Source organism: Brevibacterium aurantiacum, from assembly GCF_007558825.1.
Lineage (GTDB): Bacteria > Actinomycetota > Actinomycetes > Actinomycetales > Brevibacteriaceae > Brevibacterium > Brevibacterium aurantiacum_A.
Map to the genome: position 1 here is coordinate 231,142 of NZ_VLTK01000004.1, position 21,347 is coordinate 252,488.

General features: G+C 62.4%; 20 protein-coding genes. 5 read left to right on the top strand and 15 right to left on the bottom strand.

Annotated features, from left to right (window positions below; translation table 11 throughout):
* Nucleotide 1: 1 nt before the first annotated feature.
* The 7 genes from FO013_RS08430 to FO013_RS08460 all read right to left on the bottom strand — a co-directional run bounded on the left by FO013_RS08430 (nt 2) and on the right by FO013_RS08460 (nt 7,759).
* Complete coding sequence (locus FO013_RS08430; protein WP_143922099.1) at nt 2–376, bottom strand: DUF4244 domain-containing protein; 375 nt, start codon at nt 374–376, stop codon at nt 2–4.
* Nucleotides 377–546: 170 nt separating this feature from the next.
* Entirely contained in the window at nt 547–1,149 is a 603-nt protein-coding gene (locus FO013_RS08435) for a GNAT family N-acetyltransferase (protein ID WP_143922100.1), read from the bottom strand.
* A gap of 91 nt (nt 1,150–1,240) precedes the next feature.
* A complete protein-coding gene (locus FO013_RS08440) occupies nt 1,241–1,831 on the bottom strand; it encodes a type II secretion system F family protein (protein WP_143922101.1) in 591 nt (196 codons plus the stop codon).
* Nucleotides 1,832–1,836: 5 nt separating this feature from the next.
* Nucleotides 1,837–2,514 carry a type II secretion system F family protein gene (locus FO013_RS08445; protein ID WP_143922102.1) on the bottom strand — a complete coding sequence of 226 codons (678 nt, stop codon included), beginning with the start codon at nt 2,512–2,514 and terminating at the stop codon, nt 1,837–1,839.
* Entirely contained in the window at nt 2,514–3,683 is a 1,170-nt protein-coding gene (locus FO013_RS08450) for a TadA family conjugal transfer-associated ATPase (RefSeq protein ID WP_143922103.1), read from the bottom strand. The genes FO013_RS08445 and FO013_RS08450 overlap by 1 nt, the downstream gene beginning before the upstream one ends.
* Nucleotides 3,680–4,687 carry a septum site-determining protein Ssd gene (ssd, locus tag FO013_RS08455; protein WP_143922104.1) on the bottom strand — a complete coding sequence of 336 codons (1,008 nt, stop codon included), beginning with the start codon at nt 4,685–4,687 and terminating at the stop codon, nt 3,680–3,682. Before ssd ends, FO013_RS08450 begins: the two co-directional genes overlap by 4 nt.
* 243 nt (nt 4,688–4,930) lie before the next feature.
* On the bottom strand, nt 4,931–7,759 hold the full coding sequence (locus FO013_RS08460) for a hypothetical protein (RefSeq protein WP_143922105.1): 2,829 nt from the start codon (nt 7,757–7,759) through the stop codon (nt 4,931–4,933).
* Nucleotides 7,760–8,085: 326 nt separating this feature from the next.
* Between FO013_RS08460 and acs the strand changes: the two genes are divergently transcribed.
* On the top strand, nt 8,086–10,020 hold the full coding sequence (gene acs / locus FO013_RS08465; RefSeq protein WP_143922106.1) for an acetate--CoA ligase: 1,935 nt from the start codon (nt 8,086–8,088) through the stop codon (nt 10,018–10,020).
* Nucleotides 10,021–10,187: 167 nt separating this feature from the next.
* Nucleotides 10,188–10,595, top strand: a complete 408-nt coding sequence (locus tag FO013_RS08470; RefSeq protein WP_143922107.1) for a phage holin family protein — start codon at nt 10,188–10,190, stop codon at nt 10,593–10,595.
* Nucleotides 10,596–10,714: 119 nt separating this feature from the next.
* Here FO013_RS08470 and FO013_RS08475 read toward each other — a convergent pair whose 3' ends face one another.
* Nucleotides 10,715–11,734 (bottom strand): TetR/AcrR family transcriptional regulator, encoded by a 1,020-nt coding sequence (locus tag FO013_RS08475; RefSeq protein WP_143922108.1) that lies wholly within the window; start codon nt 11,732–11,734, stop codon nt 10,715–10,717.
* Between the two features lie 102 nt (nt 11,735–11,836).
* On the opposite strand from FO013_RS08475, the gene FO013_RS08480 reads away from it, so the two are divergent.
* Both FO013_RS08480 and FO013_RS08485 read left to right on the top strand, forming a co-directional pair.
* Entirely contained in the window at nt 11,837–12,787 is a 951-nt protein-coding gene (locus tag FO013_RS08480) for an ABC transporter ATP-binding protein (protein WP_260848064.1), read from the top strand.
* A gap of 2 nt (nt 12,788–12,789) precedes the next feature.
* Entirely contained in the window at nt 12,790–13,614 is an 825-nt protein-coding gene (locus tag FO013_RS08485; protein WP_143922109.1) for an ABC transporter permease, read from the top strand.
* Nucleotides 13,615–13,673: 59 nt separating this feature from the next.
* Here the strand turns inward: FO013_RS08485 and FO013_RS08490 are convergent, their stop codons facing one another.
* Together FO013_RS08490 and nth are read right to left on the bottom strand one after the other, a co-directional pair.
* The gene (locus FO013_RS08490) at nt 13,674–14,441 is read right to left on the bottom strand and encodes an NUDIX hydrolase (protein WP_143922110.1); all 768 of its coding nucleotides are present in this window, start codon (nt 14,439–14,441) and stop codon (nt 13,674–13,676) included.
* Complete coding sequence (gene nth, locus FO013_RS08495; RefSeq protein WP_143922111.1) at nt 14,438–15,178, bottom strand: endonuclease III; 741 nt, start codon at nt 15,176–15,178, stop codon at nt 14,438–14,440. Before nth ends, FO013_RS08490 begins: the two co-directional genes overlap by 4 nt.
* Before the next feature lie 246 nt (nt 15,179–15,424).
* Between nth and FO013_RS08500 the strand changes: the two genes are divergently transcribed.
* On the top strand, nt 15,425–16,102 hold the full coding sequence (locus FO013_RS08500; protein ID WP_069599638.1) for a Crp/Fnr family transcriptional regulator: 678 nt from the start codon (nt 15,425–15,427) through the stop codon (nt 16,100–16,102).
* 126 nt (nt 16,103–16,228) lie between these two features.
* Here FO013_RS08500 and FO013_RS08505 read toward each other — a convergent pair whose 3' ends face one another.
* The 5 genes from FO013_RS08505 to FO013_RS08520 form a co-directional block, all read right to left on the bottom strand.
* Nucleotides 16,229–16,996: an MBL fold metallo-hydrolase gene (locus FO013_RS08505; RefSeq protein WP_143922112.1), complete on the bottom strand. Its 768-nt coding sequence runs from the start codon at nt 16,994–16,996 to the stop codon at nt 16,229–16,231.
* Complete coding sequence (locus FO013_RS08510) at nt 16,993–17,919, bottom strand: NUDIX hydrolase (RefSeq protein WP_260848065.1); 927 nt, start codon at nt 17,917–17,919, stop codon at nt 16,993–16,995. Before FO013_RS08510 ends, FO013_RS08505 begins: the two co-directional genes overlap by 4 nt.
* A 40-nt stretch (nt 17,920–17,959) precedes the next feature.
* On the bottom strand, nt 17,960–18,433 hold the full coding sequence (locus FO013_RS08515) for a RidA family protein (RefSeq protein WP_143922114.1): 474 nt from the start codon (nt 18,431–18,433) through the stop codon (nt 17,960–17,962).
* An 88-nt stretch (nt 18,434–18,521) separates the two neighbouring features.
* A complete protein-coding gene (locus tag FO013_RS22330) occupies nt 18,522–18,677 on the bottom strand; it encodes a Sp36 family protein (RefSeq protein WP_096158366.1) in 156 nt (51 codons plus the stop codon).
* Nucleotides 18,678–18,931: 254 nt separating this feature from the next.
* Nucleotides 18,932–21,298, bottom strand: a complete 2,367-nt coding sequence (locus FO013_RS08520) for a transglycosylase domain-containing protein (RefSeq protein ID WP_143922115.1) — start codon at nt 21,296–21,298, stop codon at nt 18,932–18,934.
* Between the last annotated feature and the right edge of the window lie 49 nt (nt 21,299–21,347).

Sequence of the window (21,347 nt, forward strand, 5' to 3'; positions counted from 1 at the left end):
GTCAGGCTCCGAGCCCGAGGGCGGTCTGGATGACGCCGGTGACGAGTTCTTTGATCGGTTCCGATTTCAGGATGACGACCAGAAGCGCCGCGAATCCGCAGGCAGCAAGGGTGGTGATCGCATATTCTGCGGTCGTTGCCCCCGCGTCGGGACCCCAGGGTTCTGGAGTGCCATCCTCTCCCCGGAATTCTTCACCGTCGTTGGCACCTGCAGCAGCATCCGCATCGGTGCCGGTGCCGGTGTTCGACCAGGCGCCGGTGCCGTAGTACGGGCCTGTTCCGGCCCAATCGACATCGCTGATATCAACGCTTCGCGCCTGACCCCATTGCGGGTAGGGTGGCCCGTCACAGTCAGTCTGCTTTGTCTCTATGCTCATAGTCTCCTCCTCGTTGAAGCCCTCTTTCGCGGTCTGCGATGAGAGTTTCAGTGTTGGATGAGACGAGGATTCACGTCCAGAGTTCACAATCAGGCTGTGGAAACAGGTTCAGCGTCCACAGCCGAAACGCACACGAGTCGAGGCCGATTCCACAGGTTGAAGCACACGAGTCAGCCCCGGCCGGCCCACTCCTCTTTGAGTATTGCCATGAGGACCTCGTCGTGACGACGACCGTTGAAGAATACAGCCTCACGGCGACGTCCCTCTTCGACGAATCCGGCCTTCGTGTACGAAGCGATGCCGCGGGTGTTGAACGCCCATGTCTGCAGCTCGATACGATTGAGTCCCAGCTGCAGGAAGCCGTATTTGATGCCCAGACGCACGGCATCGGAGCCATAGCCGCGACCGTGGAACTCGGGCCCGAGGACGATGGCCAAGGTGGCGGACTGATTGATCGAATTCCGACCGAAGAGTGTCACGTGACCGACGAATTCCTCGGTCTCGAGCAGCTCGATGCTGAATCCGACCGCATCGGTGTCCTTGTTCGCGCTCCACAGTGCGAACTGTTCGGACACCCCGCCCTCGGGACGCGGCAGCACCGTGTGGTTCTGCAGGACCACGATCGAGGGATCAAACCACCACTGTTCGAGGTAGGGCAGATCCTCCTGCTGCAGCGGACGAAGCCTGACGTGCCGACCCGTGAAGAGCTTGTCGGCGTATTCTTCGGCTTGTTCGACGTTGGACAGTTGATTGAAGGGCGTAACCGGTGCCATCCCCCGACCTTACCAAGGCCAGCTGAACGGTCGGTCGACAATCACTCACGACAGTCAGTACGCGTGGTCGACCCATGGGTCAGAGGTGCTGTCAGAAGAAGACAGTTCTCAGGTCCGACAGCAGCGAAATGACCACGGGGACGACCGAGAGCAGCAGAAAGGCTGGGAGGATGCAGACCCCGAGCGGTACCACGAGTCTGACGCCCAGAGCGGCCGCCGCCTCCTGCCTGCGCCTGCGGGACGAGTCCCGCAGCTCCTTCGCCACGGACTCGATGAGTGGTGCGGGTCCGACGCCTGTGTGTTCGGAGAATTCGAAGACTTCCAGGACCGGGGTGAGTCGATCATCGTCGGACAGGTCTTGGCCCCCGATCGTCATGGACCGCGAGATTCGCCCAAGCCCAGACCTGTCGCCTGTCGCCTCGGCGGTCAATGCCAGAGCAACCGGGATCGGCAGGCCGGAGGTGAGGCAGATTGCCACGAGATCGAGGTCGAAGGCGAGCAGGTCATCGACCACCCGAGACTGGTCCTTCGAGTCCAGCTGCGAATCCCGCGGGGACGCCTCGACACCGCTTTGCCATCGTTCGCTCCGACCGTTCAGCAGGCGTCGCAGCCGCCCGTCGGATCTGCCCGACCACAACAGGACTCCCATCGCGATGAACACTCCCATCAGGACTGTGGTCATATCGATCAGCGCTCCGCCCGAGCCATCATTCGTCGCATCCACCAGCGCCCGACGAGATAGAGAGCGAGACCGCCGCCGATGCTCAGCCGGCCAGGAAGTCCTGAGATCAATTCACCGGGTTGGACGCCGATGAGCAACCCGAGACCGACCCCGATCAACGGCAGCCAACTGAGGACTCGGACTGTCGCTCGAGGCCCGGCCATCGCTATACGTCTCTCCCGATCAGCATCGAGGGCACTGCGCTGTGCCTTGGCATAGCGGAGAATCATGTCGGCCGCGGGTGCACCGGAACGCTCCGACACGGTCCACACCGATGACATTCCGGCGAACACTTCGGCGGCAGCAGGTGACAATGCTGCACCCCTTGTGGCAATGGCTCGTCCAGGTTCCTCGCCCAAGGAGATCGCACGAGAGATCGGTGCCAATTGCGCGTTCTGCCGACTCAGGGTCGCCATCACTGCCTGCGGAGTCATTCCCACCTTGAGCAGATGCGCACAGTTCTCCACGGCCGCGATGGCCCACAGCTTGTCGTGTTCGGGTTCATCTTTGGTCTGTCGTCCACCTCGGCGAGAGTCGTCCCTGAACGTTCGAGTGCGGAGCAGATCCTGCAGTCGCGATGCCGGGTCAAGCGGTGCGCTGAAGATGATGCTCACGGCCACCAGCACGGCGATGGCGGTGATCATCAGGCAGCCTTCTGCTCGAGCACTGCTTCGAATCGGCTCAGGGCTCGACGGTTGAAGGTGCCCTCGGACAGTGGGGCTGGTCGGCCCCAGACGGGTTCCATTGTCACTCCGCTGCTGCTCTCCCGGGTGGGAATGGCCAGTTCTGTGATTCCTCGGTCGGCTCCAATCCGGCGCAGGTGGATGACGAGGTCGATTGCCGTTGAGAACTGGGAGAACACGGCCTGTGGGCTCATGTTCGCCAATGCACCCAGTGCTGCCAGGCGGCTGGGAACGGCTTCGGCTGTGTTCGCGTGGATCGTGGCGCTGCCGCCCTCGTGGCCGGTGTTCAGCGCGGTGAGCATGTCCCTCACCTCGGCGCCTCGACACTCTCCGACGACGAGGCGATCGGGCCGCATCCGAAGGGCGTTTCGAACGAGGTCCGTCAGCGTCACTTCACCGCCGCCCTCGACATTGGCCTGACGTGCGGCGAGCTGGACCACGTGGGAGTGTCCGACGATGAGCTCTCGGGAGTCCTCGACGATGACGATGCGGTGCTCTGTATCGACAAGGCCCAGAAGCGCGCCGAGGAGGACCGTCTTTCCGGTTCCGGTGCCGCCGGAGATGAGGATGTTGGCTCGGGATCGGACCGCCGAGATGAGAAGTTCGTGCACTTCTTCGGGGATGAATCCGCCGGTGAGCAGCTGGTCGAAGGTGAAGCCGGCGTGCCGAGGAACTCGGAAGGAGATCGTCGTGTGCTCACCGGAGATCGGTGGAACGATCGCATTCATACGTACCCCGTCGGGCAGCCTGACGTCGACGAACGGACTCGAATCATCGAGACGGCGGCCGCCCAGAGCCGCCAAGCGCACAGCCAAAGACCGCACCTCGTCCTCAGAACCCAAGGACAGGTCGAGAAGGTGGGGTCCCGTTCCGGTGTCGGCGAAGATCTCACGTGGTCCGTTGACGAACACATCGGTGGTGTCAGCGACTTCGAGCACTGATTGGAGGGGGCCTGCTCCGGAGAGCTGCGCGGACAATCGGTTCACGAGTTCGAGGAGAGCGCTGGAGCCGAGCACCCGCCCGGTGCGTTGAACCGCCTCGGCGACGGCAGCTGTGGTCACCGGCCCCGGATTGTCGAGCAGGGTCTTGCGGACCTCTGCCACGAGTGAGGCGTCGAGCCATTCGCTCATTCCACCCACTCCCCCAGAAGCCGGTCGACGAGCTTTCCCAGTCGTGCCCCGCCGGGGATGCCCTCGCCCCGGTCGACGGCGGCGGACAGGCCACGATCGTCACGGATGCTGCCGGCGAGGTCGAGTCCGATGGATTCGGCGAGGAGCTCGGCGTCAAGACCTCCGGCGCCGGTGTCGCGAACGACAAGACGGACGTCGGGATGGGACTGGGACAGGCGTTTGGCGACTTGAGACGCTGCGACTGCGGACCGGACCCGTGCCGGGGAGACGAGCAGGACGTGATGGCAGCGACGAGTCCACTGTGGTGGGGCGTGGCGAGGCAAGTCGACGATGACGAGTTCGAACGCCTGTCCGGCAGCTGCCAGGAAGTCGTCGAATACGTCCGGGTCGAGGTCAAGGATGTCGTCGCGGCCCCACGACAGGATGGCCAGACCGTCGTGCCGGGGCAGCGCCTGACTCAGCGTCGAGGGTCGAAGCTGTCCCCGTGATGCGCTGAGATCGGCCCAACGCGGGCCCGGAACCTGTTCCGCCCCGAGCACCAGATCGAGTCCACCGCCCAGTGGATCGGCGTCGACGAGGACCGTGCTCACATCCGGTCCGGCACGGCGGGCGAGAGCGCAGGCAAGCACTGAGGCGCCCGCTCCTCCACACCCGGCGACGACACCGACAGTGACGCCGGGGGCCACCGGCGGTTCGACGGCTGCGATCATGCGTCCGCTCAGCCACTCCGCGGCCGAGGGCAGAACCGCCAACTGTTCGACGCCGAGGTGGGCCGCTCGTTTCCACGCCGAGCTGGGTTCGTCCCCGTCGAGGACGACGAGGATGCGGTTCGCATGGTCAGTGGCCGGAGCTTCACGAACATCCTCGCCGAGGAGAATGAGGGAGGCGTTCTGCCAGCCGCCAGAGTCCGGAGGCAGGACCTTGAGTGAAATGCCGATGCTTTCGGCGACTCGTGCGCATTCGTCGGTGATGGCGCCGAGGTCGGTGATGAGTGCTACCTGCATGGAGTCAGCGTGGACCGCAGCAGGTCCTGACGACAGGTCCACACGATGGGCTGTGGACAAAAGACGGAAGGGGCGGCTCCTGTGCACTCAAGTCACAGGAGCCGCCCCATCTCAGTCGACGTGAGCATCTCGCATGGTCAGAACCCTCTCGGGCACAGTCTGACAGCATCTGCCCAGGTGGTCAGACGAGGTGTGCTCGGACCGTCGTCCACAGCCCGAGCACACGAGTCGACCGTTTTGGTCTCAGCCCCGCTGGACACCTTCGGTGTTGCGCAGGAGTCCTTCGCGACCATCTGAATCGCGAACCTTGAACCACGAACCGTTGTCCTCGAGACCGAGGAACCAGTCTCCGGGGTAGATCGTGAACACCGGCATTCCGGTGGTCGCGTCCACGGCTTCGCGCGGTTCGGGAACGGCGAACCAGAACGCCTGGATCACGTTCTGGCCAGCGCCCTGATCGGACTCGTCCTGGTCGGCATCGTTCTGGCCATGACCCGAGCGGTCCTCACGATCGTCCAGACCCGTGGCCGGTTGAACTGCGCTTTGGACGACAGTTTCCTCTTCGTCGATAGCGAAGGAGTTCGACGAGCCGGTCGCTGCTCCGAACTGTGGAGCCGAAGGCGCGTCCCCGGCGTTATCTCCGCCGCGTCTTCTCGCCTCTCCGGTGTCCGAGCCGTTGTTGCCGTGTGCGTTGTTGCCATAGTCGGCCACCGGCACATACTGCGTCGGTTCGTCAGCTTCCGGGTGGGTGGTACGTTCCGCAGCCGATTCCGCACCACCAGTCGCACCTGTTGCAGCAGCGCCGGCAGCACCATCTGCGGGGGAACCGCTGACGACGGTGGCATCGTCGTCCGAAGCCCCTGTGCGCGGCTTCTCGGTGCCAGCCTCGCTTCCACGGGCCTCGTCGGCGGTCGTGCTTCTCTCGCTGCGTCCGGCGTTCGCCGAAGCGGTTGAGTCAGCTGATTCGCCCGAGACGGCCGAAGCGGTTGAGTCAGTTGAGTCGTCTTCCGGCTTCAGCGCAACCCCTTCGGAGGCACGAACGTTGGTGTCCGATTCGTGAGCGTTGACCTTCGAGGCGAACGAGCTGCTCTCCGCAGGAGACGCGGAGTCCCCCCTGTCGCTGACCGCTTCACGATCGGCGGTTTCGGTCCGGTCGGGGCCACCTTCTGAACGCTCGGCCTGACCATCGGCCCGTCCCTCAGCTGTTTCGGATTCACCAACCGAATTGGGCGCGGCATGGCGTCCGCGACGTCGTTCTGATTCCGACTTCGATTCAGATTCCGAGCTCGCTGAGGCTGCTCCGGCGACAGCGGTACCGACTCCGAGTGCGCCCGCGCCTGCGACGGCAGCGGTCGTGCCCGCTCCCGACGAGTCGTGGTCGGCGCTGTCGGATTTCGACTCGGTGGTGCCCCGGCTGTCCGCGCCGGAGCCTCTCTCGTCACGGGAGTCGCTTCGTTCATTAGAGTCGCCGGTGCTTGAGCCGTCTGCAGGCACGGGAGCCTGAACTGCTGTTTCGCCGTCGTTGCTCCACGGCGATTCCTCACGCTGAGCACCGAACCCGAAGGTCTGCGTCGGTTCGCTCTGCGTGTGCTGGGGATCCTGTGAGTCTTGGGCCCCCAGGTAGGTCTGGCCTGACCCTGTACTCTGAACCGCCTGGTCCGCCGAGCCATCGACAGCCGTTTCAGAATCGAAAGACGACTCCTGCGCTTGCTGCTCCGGCGGAGCATACGGGCTGTCCTGTTCTGCTCCGATGGGCTGACCGAACTGGTCCTGCCCATCGGGTCGACTGAACTGGTCCTGCCCAACAGGCTGGCCATTCTGTTCTGGCGCAGCGAAGTGGCCTGGCTGGTTTGGCTGGCCGTACTGGCCTGGCTGGCCGTACTGTCTGTGCTGGCTGTTCTGGTCCACTCCACCTGGCTGGCCTGGTCCAGCTTGCTGACCTGAGCCACCGAACTGGCTCTGTCCGCCGAACTGACCCGGTCCGCCTTGCTGACCTGGATGTAGGGGTGCCCCTGGCTGACCCTGCGAACCGATCGGCCCGTTGGGCTGACCGCCGTAGGGTGCGCCGAATCCGCCTGGGCCGTTGTGGGCGCCTGGCACGTTCGCCACAGGAGCTGGATGCGGTGCGCGCTTGCTCACGGGGCGTGCCTTCGGATGTGCGGGAACATCATCGCGAACCGCGAATTCCCTGCTGAAGAAGGGAAGCATGGTGAATACGCCCGCGAAGAAGGCGATCAGAGCTGCGAGGAAGGCAAGATACGCACCGACGTGCCAGAACTGGACCGACGTCAGCAGGTGGACGAAGGCAAAGGTGAACGCAGCGCCGGAGAGAACCGAGATTGCCTGATCAAGACTGAGTGAACCGACCTTGAGTCCACCGTTGCCGAATTTGCTGACGAAGACTGCCGCCACAATCAACCAGATTCCGAACACGTCGAATGTCAGGGTGCCCATAGCGTCGATGGTCCAATGCCACAGCGACACCGATACGAACCCATCGCCCTTGAACGGCACGAAGAGGACAACCAGTGAAAGGAGTCCTGCACAGAGCAGGAACAGATCGCGCAAGGTCAGCGGTCCGAGAAGACCCGGGCCGCTGCGCGGACTCTTCTGAGCTGCTGGACCTGCGGAACCGAACTGACCCGGCGCTGACCCCTGAGTGCCGGGAGCGGAACCATAGGGACCCGGTGCCGAACCATAAGGTCCTGGGCCTCCTGGCCCGTAAGGGCCTGGACCAGTGTTCTGCGGACCTGGAGCTGGGCCCGAACCGTATGGTCCCGGCACCGGCACTGAACCATAAGGGCCGGGGCCTGAGTTCTGTGGGCCTGGTCCCGAGCCATAGGGACCGGGCCCTCCCGAGCCATAGGGACCCGGTCCACCCGAGCCGGCAGGACCGCCGCCGTACCCACCGGGCCCGGAGGACTGAGATTCAGGTCCTGCACCGAAGGCAGGTCCCGATCCATGTGCCGCCCCTTGGCCGAACTGTGGTTGGCTGTTCGGGCCGGGGTTCTGCGCGTGCGGATCATGCCACTGCTGTGGTCCTGATCCAGTGGGGTGCTGCGGCGAACTCATCGATTGCTCCAGTCGCTCTTGGGGACAGGGTCGTCAAACTTCATGTGTCTGTCTGGTTTCCATCCTGACAGACTCCTACCCCATCCTTGCAGAACAGGAACCCCTGCGCACTCCTTCTCTGCCGCCTGTCCGGCACAGTCGAATCTCCGCATCCGTCTCCCCCGGGTACCGCTCGGCGCCAGAAGTGTGTCATATAGCACAGCCTCTGAGTGATTGCTACCCCCGGACACCACCGTTCATCGCACGGACGACGGTGCCCCTGGGCCCCGCCTCGGGTATACAGTGCAACTAGAATTTTCGATCCATCAAAGAAGCCGGAGGGAAAAATGACCGACAGCACAGCAGAATCCGAAACTTTTGCCCCACCTGAAGAGTTCGTTGCTGCCGCCAATGTCAAGGCCGACGAATACGAGCGTGCCGATGCCGACTACCTGAGCTTCTGGGCCGAGCAGTCTCGTGACCTCGTCGACTGGAATGAGGACTTCGGAGAAGTACTCGACTGGACCAACCCGCCATTCGCGAAGTGGTTCATCGGCGGCAGAATCAACGTGGCCTACAACTGCCTCGATCGCCATGTCATCGCCGGCAACGGTGAGCGCATCGCCATCAACTTCGAAGGGGAACCCGGCGACTCCCGCTCCTTCACCTACGCGGAGCTGCTCGCCGAAGTGTCCAAGGCAGCCAACACTCTCGCCGACCTCGGGATCAAAGCCGGAGATCGTGTGGCCATCTACCTGCCTATGATTCCCGAAGCGATGATCTCCATGTTGGCCTGTGCCCGCCTCGGCGCCGCCCATTCAGTGGTCTTCGGCGGCTTCTCCGCTGATGCGCTGCGCTCACGCATCATCGATGCCGAAGCACGTGTGGTCATCACCGCCGACGGCAGCTACCGTCGTGCCAAGGCCACCAGCCTCAAACCGGCAGTGGACGACGCCCTGTCACACGGTGACACCCCCGTCGAGACTGTTCTCGTGGTGCGCCGCACGGGTCAGGACGTCGAGATGGTCGAAAGTCGGGACCAGTGGTGGCACGAGACGGTGGAAACCGCGAGTCCTGTGCACGAGTGCGAATTCTTCGACTCCGAGAACCCGCTGTTCATCCTCTACACCTCCGGAACCACAGGTAAGCCGAAGGGCATCCTGCACACTTCGGGCGGCTACCTCACCCAGGTTCTGTACTCGATGAAGGCCGTCTTCGACATCAAGCCCGAATCCGATGTGTTCTGGTGCACAGCCGACGTCGGCTGGGTCACCGGACACTCATATGTCACCTACGGACCGTTGGCAGCCGGCGCCACCCAGATAGTCTACGAGGGCACTCCTGACACGCCCCACCAGGGACGCTGGTGGGAGATCATCGAGAAGTACAAGGCAACGATCCTCTATGCCGCTCCAACGGCGATCCGCACATGCATGAAGTGGGGTGAGGAGATTCCAGCGAAGTACGATCTCTCCAGCCTGCGTCTGCTCGGCAGCGTCGGCGAACCGATCAATCCTGAGGCTTGGCGCTGGTACCACCGCGTCATCGGCGGTGAGCGCTGCCCAATCGTCGACACCTGGTGGCAGACGGAGACGGGCTCGCACATGATCGCTCCGCTTCCCGGCGTGATGTCGACGAAGCCAGGCTCTTCGCAGCGTCCTATCCCGGGCATCTCCGTCGATGTTGTCGACGATGAGGGCAACAGCCCAGCTGGTCCGGAGGGTGGGCTCCTCGTCATCCGCCAGCCATGGCCGTCGATGCTGCGCGGTATTTGGAAAGATCCCGAGCGTTTCAAAGAGACCTACTGGTCACGGTTCGAGAACACCTATTTCGCGGGCGATGGCGCCAGGCGCGATGAGGACGGGGACATCTGGTTCCTCGGCCGTGTCGATGACGTGATGAACGTATCCGGGCACCGTCTGTCGACGGCCGAGATCGAGTCATCCTTGGTTGCTCACCCCTATGTCGCCGAGGCGGCGGTGGTCGGAGCAGCGGACGATACGTCCGGTCAGGCTGTCGTTGCCTTCGTCATCGTGGGCAACGATGTCGAGGACTCCCCAGAGATCTCCGAAGAGCTGCGTCAACATGTCGGAAAGGACATCGGGCCGATCGCGAAGCCGAAGAAGGTCCATGTCGTATCCGAACTGCCGAAGACCCGCTCCGGCAAGATCATGCGCCGCCTGCTCAAGGACGTCGCCGAACACCGCAAGGTGGGAGACTCCTCGACCCTGGCCGACTCATCGGTCATGGACCTGATCGAAGAATCGGTGGCGAAGAACTGACCGTGCCCTGAGACGAACCCGCCGGTGAGAACGGATGATCGCACAGAGCCGTTCCGTATTCATCCGGCGGGTTTTTCTCGTTTTACTGGCCGCATTTCTTTGGTCACCACGCGCGTTCAGACTACTCTTAAGAAAGATTGTCCAAGTTTTTGTCGATAGGAGCACTCATGGCTGAGAGGTCGATCAGCGAACTGATCAAAGGCATCGGCGACGATTCCAAAGCGATCGCCGAGGAAGAAATTGCGCTGGCCAAGGCTGAAGCCACAGCCGGTGCGAAGAACTTGGGCATCGGCTCGGCACTTGCCGTCGTCGCCCTGTTCTTCCTGTTCTTGTCATCGTTCATGGTGATTTTCGCCGGGGCCGCCGCATTCCACGAGGGCCTGGGATGGCCATGGTGGGGCAGCTTCCTCATTGTCTTCGGCATCCTTGCGGTGCTCGCCATCATCCTCGTGCTGATTGCTCTGCCGTTGTTCAAGAAGGGCAACCCGGTTCCGGGTACGGCGATCGGTTCGGCCAAGTCGTTGCTCGCGTCGGTCAAGCGTGCGGTGAAGAATCCCTCCGGACCGCGATACTGACAGATCTCGCAACTGAGAACTGCGGAATAGTTCCACACTCGGTGGCGTCGGGCTCAGCCCGACGCCACCGCTGCATTCACGCCCGGGGCCAATCACCCTCGACCGCTTCACCACTGGTCTCAACGCCTTTTGGCGATCCGCTCCTTCGCTTCTCTCAGAGTCTGACGCTCCCGCTTACGCGCCTCGGCAAGCACCTTTTGCGCTTGCCTGACGGCTTTCTGTGATTCGCGGTACTTCTTATCGGCCGCAACTTCTGGATCATCGTCGGTCACGACCGACTGCTCGACTCCTGAGGTCTCCTCAACAGGCAACGTCGCCCCAGAAACCGAAGATTCACCTGCCTCCGAGGCGGTCTCCGCAATCATCCCTGCCGCAGCTGAAGGTCCATCGCCTCGCTCGCGGCTGACTCTGTCAATGTATTCGGCCAAGCCATCGAGCCCACACTCGAAACCGAAAGCAAATGGATCAGCTTCGGAGGTGAAGACACCTGCGTCGATGGCACGGCGCAGCGAGGGGTACCCATCATCGGTGATGACAGCATCGAAGAGCTGAGATTCCTGTTGCGCAAGCTCGGAATCATTCAGACCAGTGGCGCGCTTCTGATCCTCGTACCCTGCGAACACGGTGCCCTTCCACCGGGCCGCGCCGGTGACGAAGATCGAGACGGCAATGCGTTCGTCCTGTGTGAGTGGAGTGTCGTGAAGAGCCTCAAGGCTCGCGTCCAACCACGCAGAGCTGTTGGGTGTGATGGGACTGCCCATGATCGACAGCGACAGTAACCACGGCTGCGTCAGGTAGACCTGTGACTGGGCTTCGTAGAGTTCTTCCAGTCGGGTGCGCCAATTCTCCACCCCTTCTGACTCCGGTGGCAGCCCTGTCGCTTCCTCCTGCATGAGAAGCAGCAGATCGTCCTTGGCGCTGACATACCGATAGAGCGACATCGGCGTGTAACCAAGGCGTTTCGCGACCGCCGACATCGACACCGCCTGGATGCCGTCGTTATCGGCGATCTCGATGGCAGCATCGACTATTCGCTCGACACTCATCTCGCGCTTAGGCCCACGCTGTGGTGTTGCGGCCACGCCCCAGGCCAGTGCGATTCCGCGTGGAAGCTGCTCGATCGGGTCTTCTGTACTCATCTGCCCAGCTTATATTGTGTACGGCATATATTGCGTGTTACTGTCATATACAGTTGCGCACGTACACAGTCAGCTCCACTCAGGACCTCCGAGAGGCACAACATGAAACGCACAATGACGTCAGCCGGCCCGGGCGCCGAAGCGACAGCTTCCGCAGCGCCCGCCACAGCTATCGAGTTCTCTGGTGTTCGCAAAGGCTTCGGCAAGAACCCGGTGCTCCAGGGGCTGGATCTCCAAATCAGCCAGGGTGAAGTCTTCGCCTTGCTTGGCGCGAACGGGGCTGGAAAGACCACATCGATCAACATCCTCACCACTCTGATACGTCCGGATTCGGGCACGGTCCTCGTCGGGGGGATCGATGTGGCCGACGAGCCGAATGAGGCAAAACGGCGTTTCGCTGTCACTGGGCAGTCGGCGGCTGTCGACGAATATCTCTCGACACGGGAGAACCTCATCCTGTTAGCACGCCTGTCGGGGCTCTCGCGCCGGGAGGCGAAGGTCAGAGCCTCACGGCTGGCCGAGCGTTTGAGCCTGACCTCATTCATCGATACGAGAGTTGCCGCACTCTCCGGTGGCATGAGGCGCAGGCTCGATCTGGCGCTGAGCCTGGTGGTGCAGGTCGATGTGCTGATCCTTGACGAACCGACAACTGGATTGGACACTCGTTCGCGTCGCGAGCTGTGGGACGAGGTGAAGGAGCTGGCAAAGGGCGGCACGACCGTCTTTCTCACCACTCAGTACCTTGAGGAAGCCGATGCCTTGGCCGATCGAATCGGCCTACTCGATCGCGGTCGTCTGGCTGGGCTGGGCACGCCGACAGAACTCAAGGCGAAGGTCGGTCAGGGAATGGTGGCCGTCCACGACAATCGTGGCACGACCGTCTCACAGTTGCCGACCACCGGAACCGTACGCGATATCTCTTCCGTCTTGGCAACAATCGAGCCAGAGTTCGCCGAGTCCTCGGTCAGCCTCCGCCACCCCAGCCTTGACGACGTCTTCCTCTCGCTCACCGCCCCCGGCCCATCCGCCGAACCTTCACAGACAGGAGAATGATCATGACCGATATTGCAGAAGCGTCACTGACAACGAAGTACCCGTCGCCTGCTCGACGACGAACCCCTCCTCGAGGCATCAATACTGAGTTGGCGCTCATCGGTCGCAGTCTTCGTCATGCCACTCGGGACGTCGAATCCATGCTCATGGCAGTCGCACTGCCGGTGATGCTCATGCTGATGTTCACCTTCGTCTTCGGTGGAGCTATCGACCCGAGCGGAGACTACGTCAACTACATCGTTCCCGGAATCATTCTCACGTGCGCAGGGTTCGGCGCGGCTTCAACGTCACTGTCCGTGGCCAACGACATGACTTCAGGTTTCATCGACCGACTCAGAACGATGCCAGTCCGATCAAGTGGGGTGATCACGGGACATGTGGTGGCGAGCGTGGTGAAGAATCTGCTCGCCACTGGCATCGTCTTCTCAGTAGCAGTGTCGATCGGTTTTCGCCCATCGGCTGACGTGGCGGAATGGGTGGCCGTCATCGCCCTCATCACTCTCTACATCTTCACCATCACATATCTGTTCGCGGCGATCGGCCTGGCCGCCAAATCAGCGGAGTCGGCGAACGGCTACGGATTCGTTCTGCTGTTCCTGCCATATGTCTCGAGCGCATTCGTCCCGGTTGAAACGATGCCCGGATGGCTGACCTGGTTTGCCGACAACCAACCGATCACCCCGATCATCGATGCACTGCGAAGCCTGCTCGTCGGTACCAGCATGGGCAACTCAGCCCTGCTTTCGGTCGTCTGGTGCCTGGCCATCCTGGCAATCTCCATCGTGTGGACGGCTCAGCTGTTCAAGATCAAAGCCGGTCGACGCTGACAGCTGCACGCATCGATGGCGTCGGGCTCAGCCCGCCCTCGGGGCGAGAAGCAACGGCCTCAGAAGTCGATGTCTATGTGTGCGTCACGATCCCAGTCCCCGGCCCAGCCGAGGTGGTCGAGAGCGAAGTCGAGGATTCCTGCGGTGAAGCCCCACACCTTGAGCACTCCGACGTCGAAGGCCGGTGTCGTGATCTTCAGGTCCGGCCGGGAGAACGTCCCTCGATTGGCCGGTGCCACCAGATCGGCAGCAGAGACCCGGTAGACCGAGTACGACTCCGCCTCGTCCATCACCCGCACGACTCCGGGCTGCGCCCAGTACCCGATGACAGGCGTGACCTGGAACCTGCTGACGGGAATGTAGAGCGGATCCATCTGACCGAGAACATCGACCGTCGACGGCACGATGCCGGCCTCCTCCTGAGCTTCACGCAGGGCTGCGGAGACCAGGGAATCGTCTTCGGGGTCTCGTCCGCCTCCGGGAAACGCCACCTGTCCGGGATGATTGCGCAGGGTGCTCGCCCTCTGCAGCAGAACGATGTCGACGTCGTCGACTCCGAAATCCGCCAGACGTGATGATTCGGCACGGCCGGCATCTGTGCGCGGCTGACCGCCCCTGCCGAAGAGCATGAGGACGGCCGCGTCACGCACCGATTCGTCACCCGGCATCGGTGCCCGCCTGAGCCACTCGGGCGAACCATTCGATGCCGCGAGATTCTCCAGCTGCGTGCGCAGGGTCTCATCGTGCGAAACGGAGTCCTGCCCGGTCGACGCCTGCACCGCAGCGCCTGGCCCCACCGGGGGATGCTCACATGCTTCGGCGCTCATGCCTGGGGCGCCATTTCGAATCTGAGCATCGCCCGCGCCTTCTCCGGATCGAGTTCCCCGACCCCGAACGAGGGGCACAATGCCATCAACGGGCACACTCCGCAGGCTGGTCTGCGCGAGTGGCAGATCCGTCGTCCGTGGAAGATGACTCGATGGGAGAGCAGAGTGAGTTCCTTCTTCGGGAACAGCGCCGCGATGTCGTGCTCCGCCTTGACCGGGTCTTCCTCCTCGGTCCATCCGAGTCGGCGTGCCAACCGTCCCATGTGCGTGTCGACGGTCAGGCCCGGGGTGTCGAAGGCGTTGCCGAGGACCACATTCGCGGTCTTCCGTCCGACTCCTGCAAGCTTGACGAGTCTGTCCAATGAGTTGGGGACCTCACCGTCATAGGTGTCGACGAGTTCATTGGCGAGTTTGACGATGTTACGGGCCTTCGCTCGGTAGAAACCGGTCGAGTGGATGAGTTCCTCGACCTCGATCAGGTTGGCCACCGCGAGGCTGTGAGCATCAGGGAAGACGGAGAACAGCCCCGGTGTCACCGCGTTGACCCGGATGTCTGTGGTCTGTGCAGACAGGACGGTCGCAATCAGGAGCTGGAATGGGGTCTCGAAGTCGAGCTCGCATTTCGCGTTCGGGTACACCTCGGCGAGGATCCGATGAATCTTCCTTGCGCGTCGGGTCTTGCCCAATGAGGTTTCCTTGGCGAACTTCCGCGCGCTCTTCTCTGCCACCGTCAACACGACTCACCATCTTAATCCGTGCCCTGCGTTTCCGCAGTGGCGCCCCTCACATCGCCGAGGTAGCTCTGCAGTCGCCCGTCGAACGGGGTCGTCCGTACGCAACCGTGGCCCACCTCGGCGAGGGTGGAGGAAACGCCAGCAAAACCCCTTGTTTTGCACTAATGCCGCAAACTCCCGCGCCTTTGCTGGTATCAGCACCGTTGACCAGGTAGATTTATCTGTGATTACCACGACAAGGAGGACACAGTGGATATTGAAGTTGTGCGGGGCGCCACGCTCTTCGCAGGTTTGGACGATGAAGCCACAAGCGCATTGATGAAGTTCATGAACCCGCGGAGCCTCCGTCGGGGAACCGTGCTCTTTCACGAGGGTGATGCCGGTGACGAACTCTATATCGTCTCCAGCGGCAAGCTCAAGATCGGCCGCGAGTCCTCCGACGGCCGCGAGAATCTGCTCTCGGTTATCGGGCCGGGCGAGATCATCGGTGAGCTCAGCCTCTTTGATCCGGGCCCACGTTCCACCTCCGTCACTGCTGTCTCTCAGTCCGAGCTGCTCAGCCTCAAGCATGAGGACCTCACGACGTGGCTCGATGAACGCCCGCGGGCCGCAATGAACCTGCTCAAGGCTCTGGCACAGCGACTGCGCCGCACGAACGAGACCGTGGGCGACCTCGTGTTCTCCGATGTTCCCGGTCGCGTCGCCAAGGCACTGCTGGACCTCGCATCTCGCTTCTCGAAGCCGGCACCGGACGGTGTCCTCGTCGCGCACGACCTGACGCAGGAAGAGCTCGCGCAGCTCGTCGGCGCCTCACGTGAGACCGTGAACAAGGCCCTGGCCGACTTCGCAGCTCGTGGCTTCATCCGCCTCGAGGCTCGTTCCGTCGTCATCCTCGACATGGAGCGCATGCGCAACCGCGCCCGCTGATCGGAATGTCAGGCGGCTGATGCCGGACCACTGAATTCTCAGTCATCGAACGCCCAGGCACACATCGTTGCCTGGGCGTTCGTGCGTCTGGCGTTGTGCGCCCTGCCTACGAGTGGTCGGGTCGAGTCACGACTGATCGTCGGGAGCGAGGACTCCGAGGTAGGCCAACTGGGCGCGCACGATCTGCTCGGCGGCACCGCGGACGCTCGGATCAACGTCGTGATAGACGATGTCGCAGACGTCTGTGGCGCTCGTGGCTCCCTGCGCCAGTGCCGCTCTGACCTGCTCGATGCGTTCGAGTCGGTGGCTGCGGTAGTACTCGAGCACCTGGGCAGGGGATTCGATGCTGGGACCGTGTGCGGGCTCGAAGATCGAATATGCCCCCTCATCGAGCAGCTGAAGGAGCCGGTCCAGGGAATTGAGGTAGTCGCGCAGAGAGCCTTCCGGGTGGGTGACGATGGTCGTCCCCTCCCCCAGGACCGTATCGCCGCTGTAGAGCACGTGGCCGTGGATGAGACAGATGCTGTCCATCGTGTGCCCCGGAGTCGCGATGACCTCCATGACATCGGCTGTGTCAGTGCCGAATGCGATCATGTCACCATCGGCCACAGGAGGTGTCAGACGGCCGAACTTCTCGAGGACCGCGTACACGGGCACCTCGGGTGCCCACTGTTCCACACTGCCGAGCATCTCCGAGTGATCGGCATGCTGATGAGTGAGGATGATGGCCGACAGCTTCCTGTCGCCGAGCTCAGCGAGGAATTTCTCACGGTGTTGCGTAAGTTCGGGGCCAGGATCGATGAGCGCTGCTGTGGTGTCGTCCGCCGAGGTGATGACATAGGTGTTGGTGCCCGTCAGCGTCATCGGGGATGGGTTGTTCGCGCGGATCCTCATGATTCGTCGGTCTCCTCTTCGCCGCTTTCGGCGTTGTTGTCATCGTCACTCAGCGTCAGGAATCCTGGGCTCTGGTCGTTCTCGTCGTCACCGACGGCTATCGCGTAGTCACGTAGAGTGCCCTTGCGGTAGAGGTCGCGTCCGGGGTGGATGACGACGCGCCATTCGCCGTCTTCATTGGTGACCTCTGGTCGCAGCGGATGCAGGTCGCGGACCTGGGCCATGGCCGCTCCCACGCTTGGGACATCTATCAGACTCTCAGCGATGATGCGAGTGCTCGCACTGATCTTGTCGGGATCTCCTGCTGCCTCAGCGAGGATCTCCTTGGGCCGTTTCCACCCTCCCGAGGTCTCATTCGGCGAGAGGAAGTCGACGTTCTGCCCGAAGGGCACTGCGGCCACAAAATAGGTGGTGTCGAAACGGTGCAGCTGAGTCGCCGTGTTGATCCAACGCAGCCAGGGTTTGCAGAGGTCCGGACGCAGCTTGAGATCACGTTCGCGCAGGATCTGGGACCAGGAGATCTCATTGGAGAACAGCCGTGCCCGTGTTCCGCGCCAATCCGTCTGGGGCGCGGCGACGATGTCACGATCGACGTCTTCGGCCAGCAGGACACCGGTCGCAGCGAACGAGATGCGTGCCGCGGCCGAGAAATGGTGCAGCGCCCGTGACTTGTTCTCGATGCTCAGAGTCCTTGCGCAGCGCGCCGAGTTCCATCCGGCCAGAGGCAGATTGCGCAGGTCGCCGGGGCGCAGGTTGCTGACCGGGTAGGACAGGCGGTTGCGGTCGTCGATTCCCCGAGCATCGAGCTGCCTGGTGATGAAGGTTTCCAAACCTTCCAGGGAGTCCCTGATCAACACGATCGCCGAGGCGGGGCGTGGAGCCTCTGGGACCGGGAACCGCCCGTCGGACTGCCATTGGTCCAAGAACCAATGCAGCTCCGACGAGACGGGCAGAGAGCGTCCGCTAAGCGGCATCGTCCTCAACCTCGACGATGACCTCGACCTCGACTGGAGTGCCGAGAGGAAGAGTGTTCACTCCCACTGCACTGCGCGTGTGCTGGCCGCGGTCGCCGAAGATCTCACCGTAGAGTTCGGAGACTCCGTTGATAACCGATGGCTGCTGTGTGAAGTCATCTGCCGAGTTCACGAACCCGGTCACCTTGACGACGCGCACGATCTTGTCCAGGTCCCCGATGACGCCGGCAATTGCGGCGAGAGCATTGAGCCCTGCAGTCCGTGCCAGGTCGTAGCCGGTCTCGAGGTCGACGTCGGAGCCGATGTGGCCGGTCGCCGGGAGTTTCCCGTCGACGACGGGCAGCTGGCCCGAGGTGTAGACGTAGTTGCCGGTGCGAAGCGCCGGGACATAGACGCCAGCGGGAACGGCGACAGCGGGCAGGGTGAGACCGAGTTCAGCGATGCGGTCTAGGGTCTTCGACATGGTTGGTCCTTCGACGAGGGTATTGCAGGTCAGGTGAGAGCCCATACTCTGATGCGTCAGGCTTGTGGTACTTCAGGGCACTGTTGTGTCAGGCTTTGGGACGCTTGAGGTAGGCAACGAGTCCATTGTTATCGGGGCCCGGGACAACTTGGACAAGCTCGTAGCCGTCTTCGCCCCACTGGTCGAGGATCTGCTTCGTTGCGTGAACGATGAGCGGCACGGTGACGTATTCCCACTTAGTCATGATTCTCCTTGAGTCTCTGTGTGCCCGAGTCCCCGATGCGTCATCGGAACGAGCGTCTGCATGAACCGACAGCCGATCGTTCTGCAGGAGTGCGACCGGCTAATCACTGTCGTTGCCAACCCTAGCCGAGAACCCGTGCACCTACCGCCAGCCATGCCACAGTGTGAACATCGCTGACAGACGAGAATGGGGTGGGGCGATCATGATGATCGTCCCACCCCGCTGTCTCTCAGGCTCTGTCTGACGTCCGGTGCTCAGTTGCCGCCGAGGCCCGGCGCTTCGCCGCCGCCGTTGCCGCCGCCGTTGTTTCCGCCACCGTTGCCGCCGCCGGTGCCGCCGCCGGTGCCGCCGCCGGTGCCGTTGTTTCCGCCGCCGGTGCCGCCTCCACCACCGGTGCCTCCACCGCCGTTGCCGCCGCCGGTGCCGTTGCCACCACCGCCGGTGCCGCCACCACCGGTACCGCCTCCGCCACCGGTGCCACCGCCGCCCATGTACTTGCTGCCCGGCTTAGGGAATCCGGTGTTGCCCTTCGTCTCCTTGACCGCGTCATTCATATAGGCCTGCCAGGTCTTACCGGAGATCGTGGCACCGTAGACGTGTCCGCGGACAACTCCCTCGCTGTTGTTTCGCCAGTCACGTGTTCCTGCCGGGTCACCGGTCCAGACCGCAGTCGACAGTGTCTTCGTGAACCCGAGCAACCAGGTGTGGCCGACGTCGAAGTTCGTCGTACCGGTCTTTGCACCTGCTGGTGCTCCGATCTTCAACTGGGTTGTGGTACCGCCGTTGAACGTCTGTGTCAGAGCGTAGGCGACGCCCTTGGCCACCTCTTTGTCGAGGACTCGCTTACAGCCCTCTCCCGGCACGTCGATGTTCTTGCCTGAGCGGTCCTTGATGGAGACGATCGGCTTCGGGCCGCAGAACTCGCCCTCGTTCGCGAAGGTCGCGAATGCCGCGGCCATTGCAATCGGAGTTGTCTCCGTCGTGCCCAGAATCGAGGATGGCGACAGGGCCTGGATGAAGCCCGCCTCGTTCTTGAAGTCGAGCTTCTCGCCGCTGCCGTAGCGAATTCCAAGGTCCATAGCGGTGTCCATGACCTTGCACATATTGAGCTGGTTGCCCATAGCCGCATAGCCGGTGTTCACGGACTTCTTCGTGGCTTCCAGCGCGGTCATCGAGCCCTTGCCTTCACCGTCGCCGGCGTTGTTCGGGTCCCAGTCACCGCCCATGTTCGGACAGCCGTCATACTTCCAAGAATTTGCAGGGAAGTTGCGCTTGGTAGCGTTGACCGTGGCGTTGAGCCCGCGACCGGATTTCAGCCACGTGGCCAGCACGAAGGGCTTCCATGTCGAACCGACCTGGAACCCGCCACCGCCGTTGTGCTTCCTATCGACCGTGTAATTGATGCTGGTCTTCTTGTTCTTTTCGTTCTTTTTGACCTCGCCGACCGTGTATTCACGGTTCTCAGCCATGGCGATGACCTCGCCCGTGCCCGGTTCGATCGTGACCAGGGCGTGTCCGGCGCCGGATGGATCGCCCACAGGAACACGCTTTTTGATCTCCTTGTCAGCGATCTTCTGAATGTCTGGGTTGAGGCTGGTCTTGATCGTCAGCCCGCCCCGCTGCAGGAAGGCGAGGCGCTCGTCGACGGTCTCGCCGAAGGTATCATCATTCTTGATGACGTTTTCGACGTAGTCGCAGAAGAATTCTGCGTTGCTCTTGGCCGAGGTGCAGCCGTTCGGTGTCTCATGCAGATCGAGGTCGAGGTCGGTCTTCACCGCCTTGTCGTATTCCTTCTGAGTGATGTGCTTGTATTTGAGCATCTGCCCCAGCACGGTGTTGCGGCGCTTCTTCACCTGATCGGGGAAACGCTGCGGGTTGAAGGCCGAAGGGTTCTGCACAATGCCGGCGAGCATCGCCGACTGCTCGATATTCAGGTCCTTCGCGTCGATGCCCCAATACTTATGAGCGGCGGCCTGCACGCCGTAGGCGTTGGGCGAACCGGAGTAGTTGTTGATGTTCATGTAACGGTTGAGAATGTCCTTCTTGTCGTACTTCTTCTCAACTGCCACTGCGAGTTTGGCTTCGCGGAGCTTACGCGCATAGCCGGCCGTGCCTTCCGACTCCTTGGCCGCTGACACGCCCTCCTTGTCCGCTTCGGCATGGGCGTTCTCCGCCAGTACGTTCTTCACGTACTGCTGGGTCAGTGTGGATCCGCCCTGCGTTGTCGAGGACACCATATTGTGCACCGCTGCACGCGCGATGCCCTCGATATCGACGCCGCCGTGTTCGAAGTACCTGTAGTCCTCGACCGCGATCGTCGCGTCCTGCATATGATCTGAGATCTCGTCGAGAGGCACCTCGACTCGGTTCTGCCAGTAGAACTCCGCAATCTCCGAACCATCGGAGGCGAGCATCGTCGACTTCTCTCCCAGGTCCTGGATCTCCAGGGTCGCGGGGAGCGAATTGAAGATCTCGACGGCACTGTTTGCACTGGCAGTAGCTACACCGACTCCGGGGATGGCAAGACCTGCGGCGACGATTCCCGCCACCGCGCTCACGGCGACGAATTGGAGAAACGCGCCTGTCTTGGTCGGATTCGGATTTGACTCAGGAGACACCATGAAACCAAGTTTAGCTAATCCGACTTGTGCAAATTCTCAAAAATCGTTG

Excerpts from the sequence above, each read along its gene's own strand:
- FO013_RS08430 (WP_143922099.1), bottom strand. The coding sequence starts at position 376 with ATGAGCATAGAGACAAAGCAGACTGACTGTGACGGGCCACCCTACCCG.
- FO013_RS08435 (WP_143922100.1), bottom strand. The coding sequence starts at position 1,149 with ATGGCACCGGTTACGCCCTTCAATCAACTGTCCAACGTCGAACAAGCC.
- FO013_RS08440 (WP_143922101.1), bottom strand. The coding sequence starts at position 1,831 with ATGACCACAGTCCTGATGGGAGTGTTCATCGCGATGGGAGTCCTGTTG.
- FO013_RS08445 (WP_143922102.1), bottom strand. The coding sequence starts at position 2,514 with ATGATCACCGCCATCGCCGTGCTGGTGGCCGTGAGCATCATCTTCAGC.
- FO013_RS08450 (WP_143922103.1), bottom strand. The coding sequence starts at position 3,683 with ATGAGCGAATGGCTCGACGCCTCACTCGTGGCAGAGGTCCGCAAGACC.
- ssd (WP_143922104.1), bottom strand. The coding sequence starts at position 4,687 with ATGCAGGTAGCACTCATCACCGACCTCGGCGCCATCACCGACGAATGC.
- FO013_RS08460 (WP_143922105.1), bottom strand. The coding sequence starts at position 7,759 with ATGAGTTCGCCGCAGCACCCCACTGGATCAGGACCACAGCAGTGGCAT.
- acs (WP_143922106.1), top strand. The coding sequence starts at position 8,086 with ATGACCGACAGCACAGCAGAATCCGAAACTTTTGCCCCACCTGAAGAG.
- FO013_RS08470 (WP_143922107.1), top strand. The coding sequence starts at position 10,188 with ATGGCTGAGAGGTCGATCAGCGAACTGATCAAAGGCATCGGCGACGAT.
- FO013_RS08475 (WP_143922108.1), bottom strand. The coding sequence starts at position 11,734 with ATGAGTACAGAAGACCCGATCGAGCAGCTTCCACGCGGAATCGCACTG.
- FO013_RS08480 (WP_260848064.1), top strand. The coding sequence starts at position 11,837 with ATGAAACGCACAATGACGTCAGCCGGCCCGGGCGCCGAAGCGACAGCT.
- FO013_RS08485 (WP_143922109.1), top strand. The coding sequence starts at position 12,790 with ATGACCGATATTGCAGAAGCGTCACTGACAACGAAGTACCCGTCGCCT.
- FO013_RS08490 (WP_143922110.1), bottom strand. The coding sequence starts at position 14,441 with ATGAGCGCCGAAGCATGTGAGCATCCCCCGGTGGGGCCAGGCGCTGCG.
- FO013_RS08505 (WP_143922112.1), bottom strand. The coding sequence starts at position 16,996 with ATGAGGATCCGCGCGAACAACCCATCCCCGATGACGCTGACGGGCACC.
- FO013_RS08515 (WP_143922114.1), bottom strand. The coding sequence starts at position 18,433 with ATGTCGAAGACCCTAGACCGCATCGCTGAACTCGGTCTCACCCTGCCC.
- FO013_RS22330 (WP_096158366.1), bottom strand. The coding sequence starts at position 18,677 with ATGACTAAGTGGGAATACGTCACCGTGCCGCTCATCGTTCACGCAACG.
- FO013_RS08520 (WP_143922115.1), bottom strand. The coding sequence starts at position 21,298 with ATGGTGTCTCCTGAGTCAAATCCGAATCCGACCAAGACAGGCGCGTTT.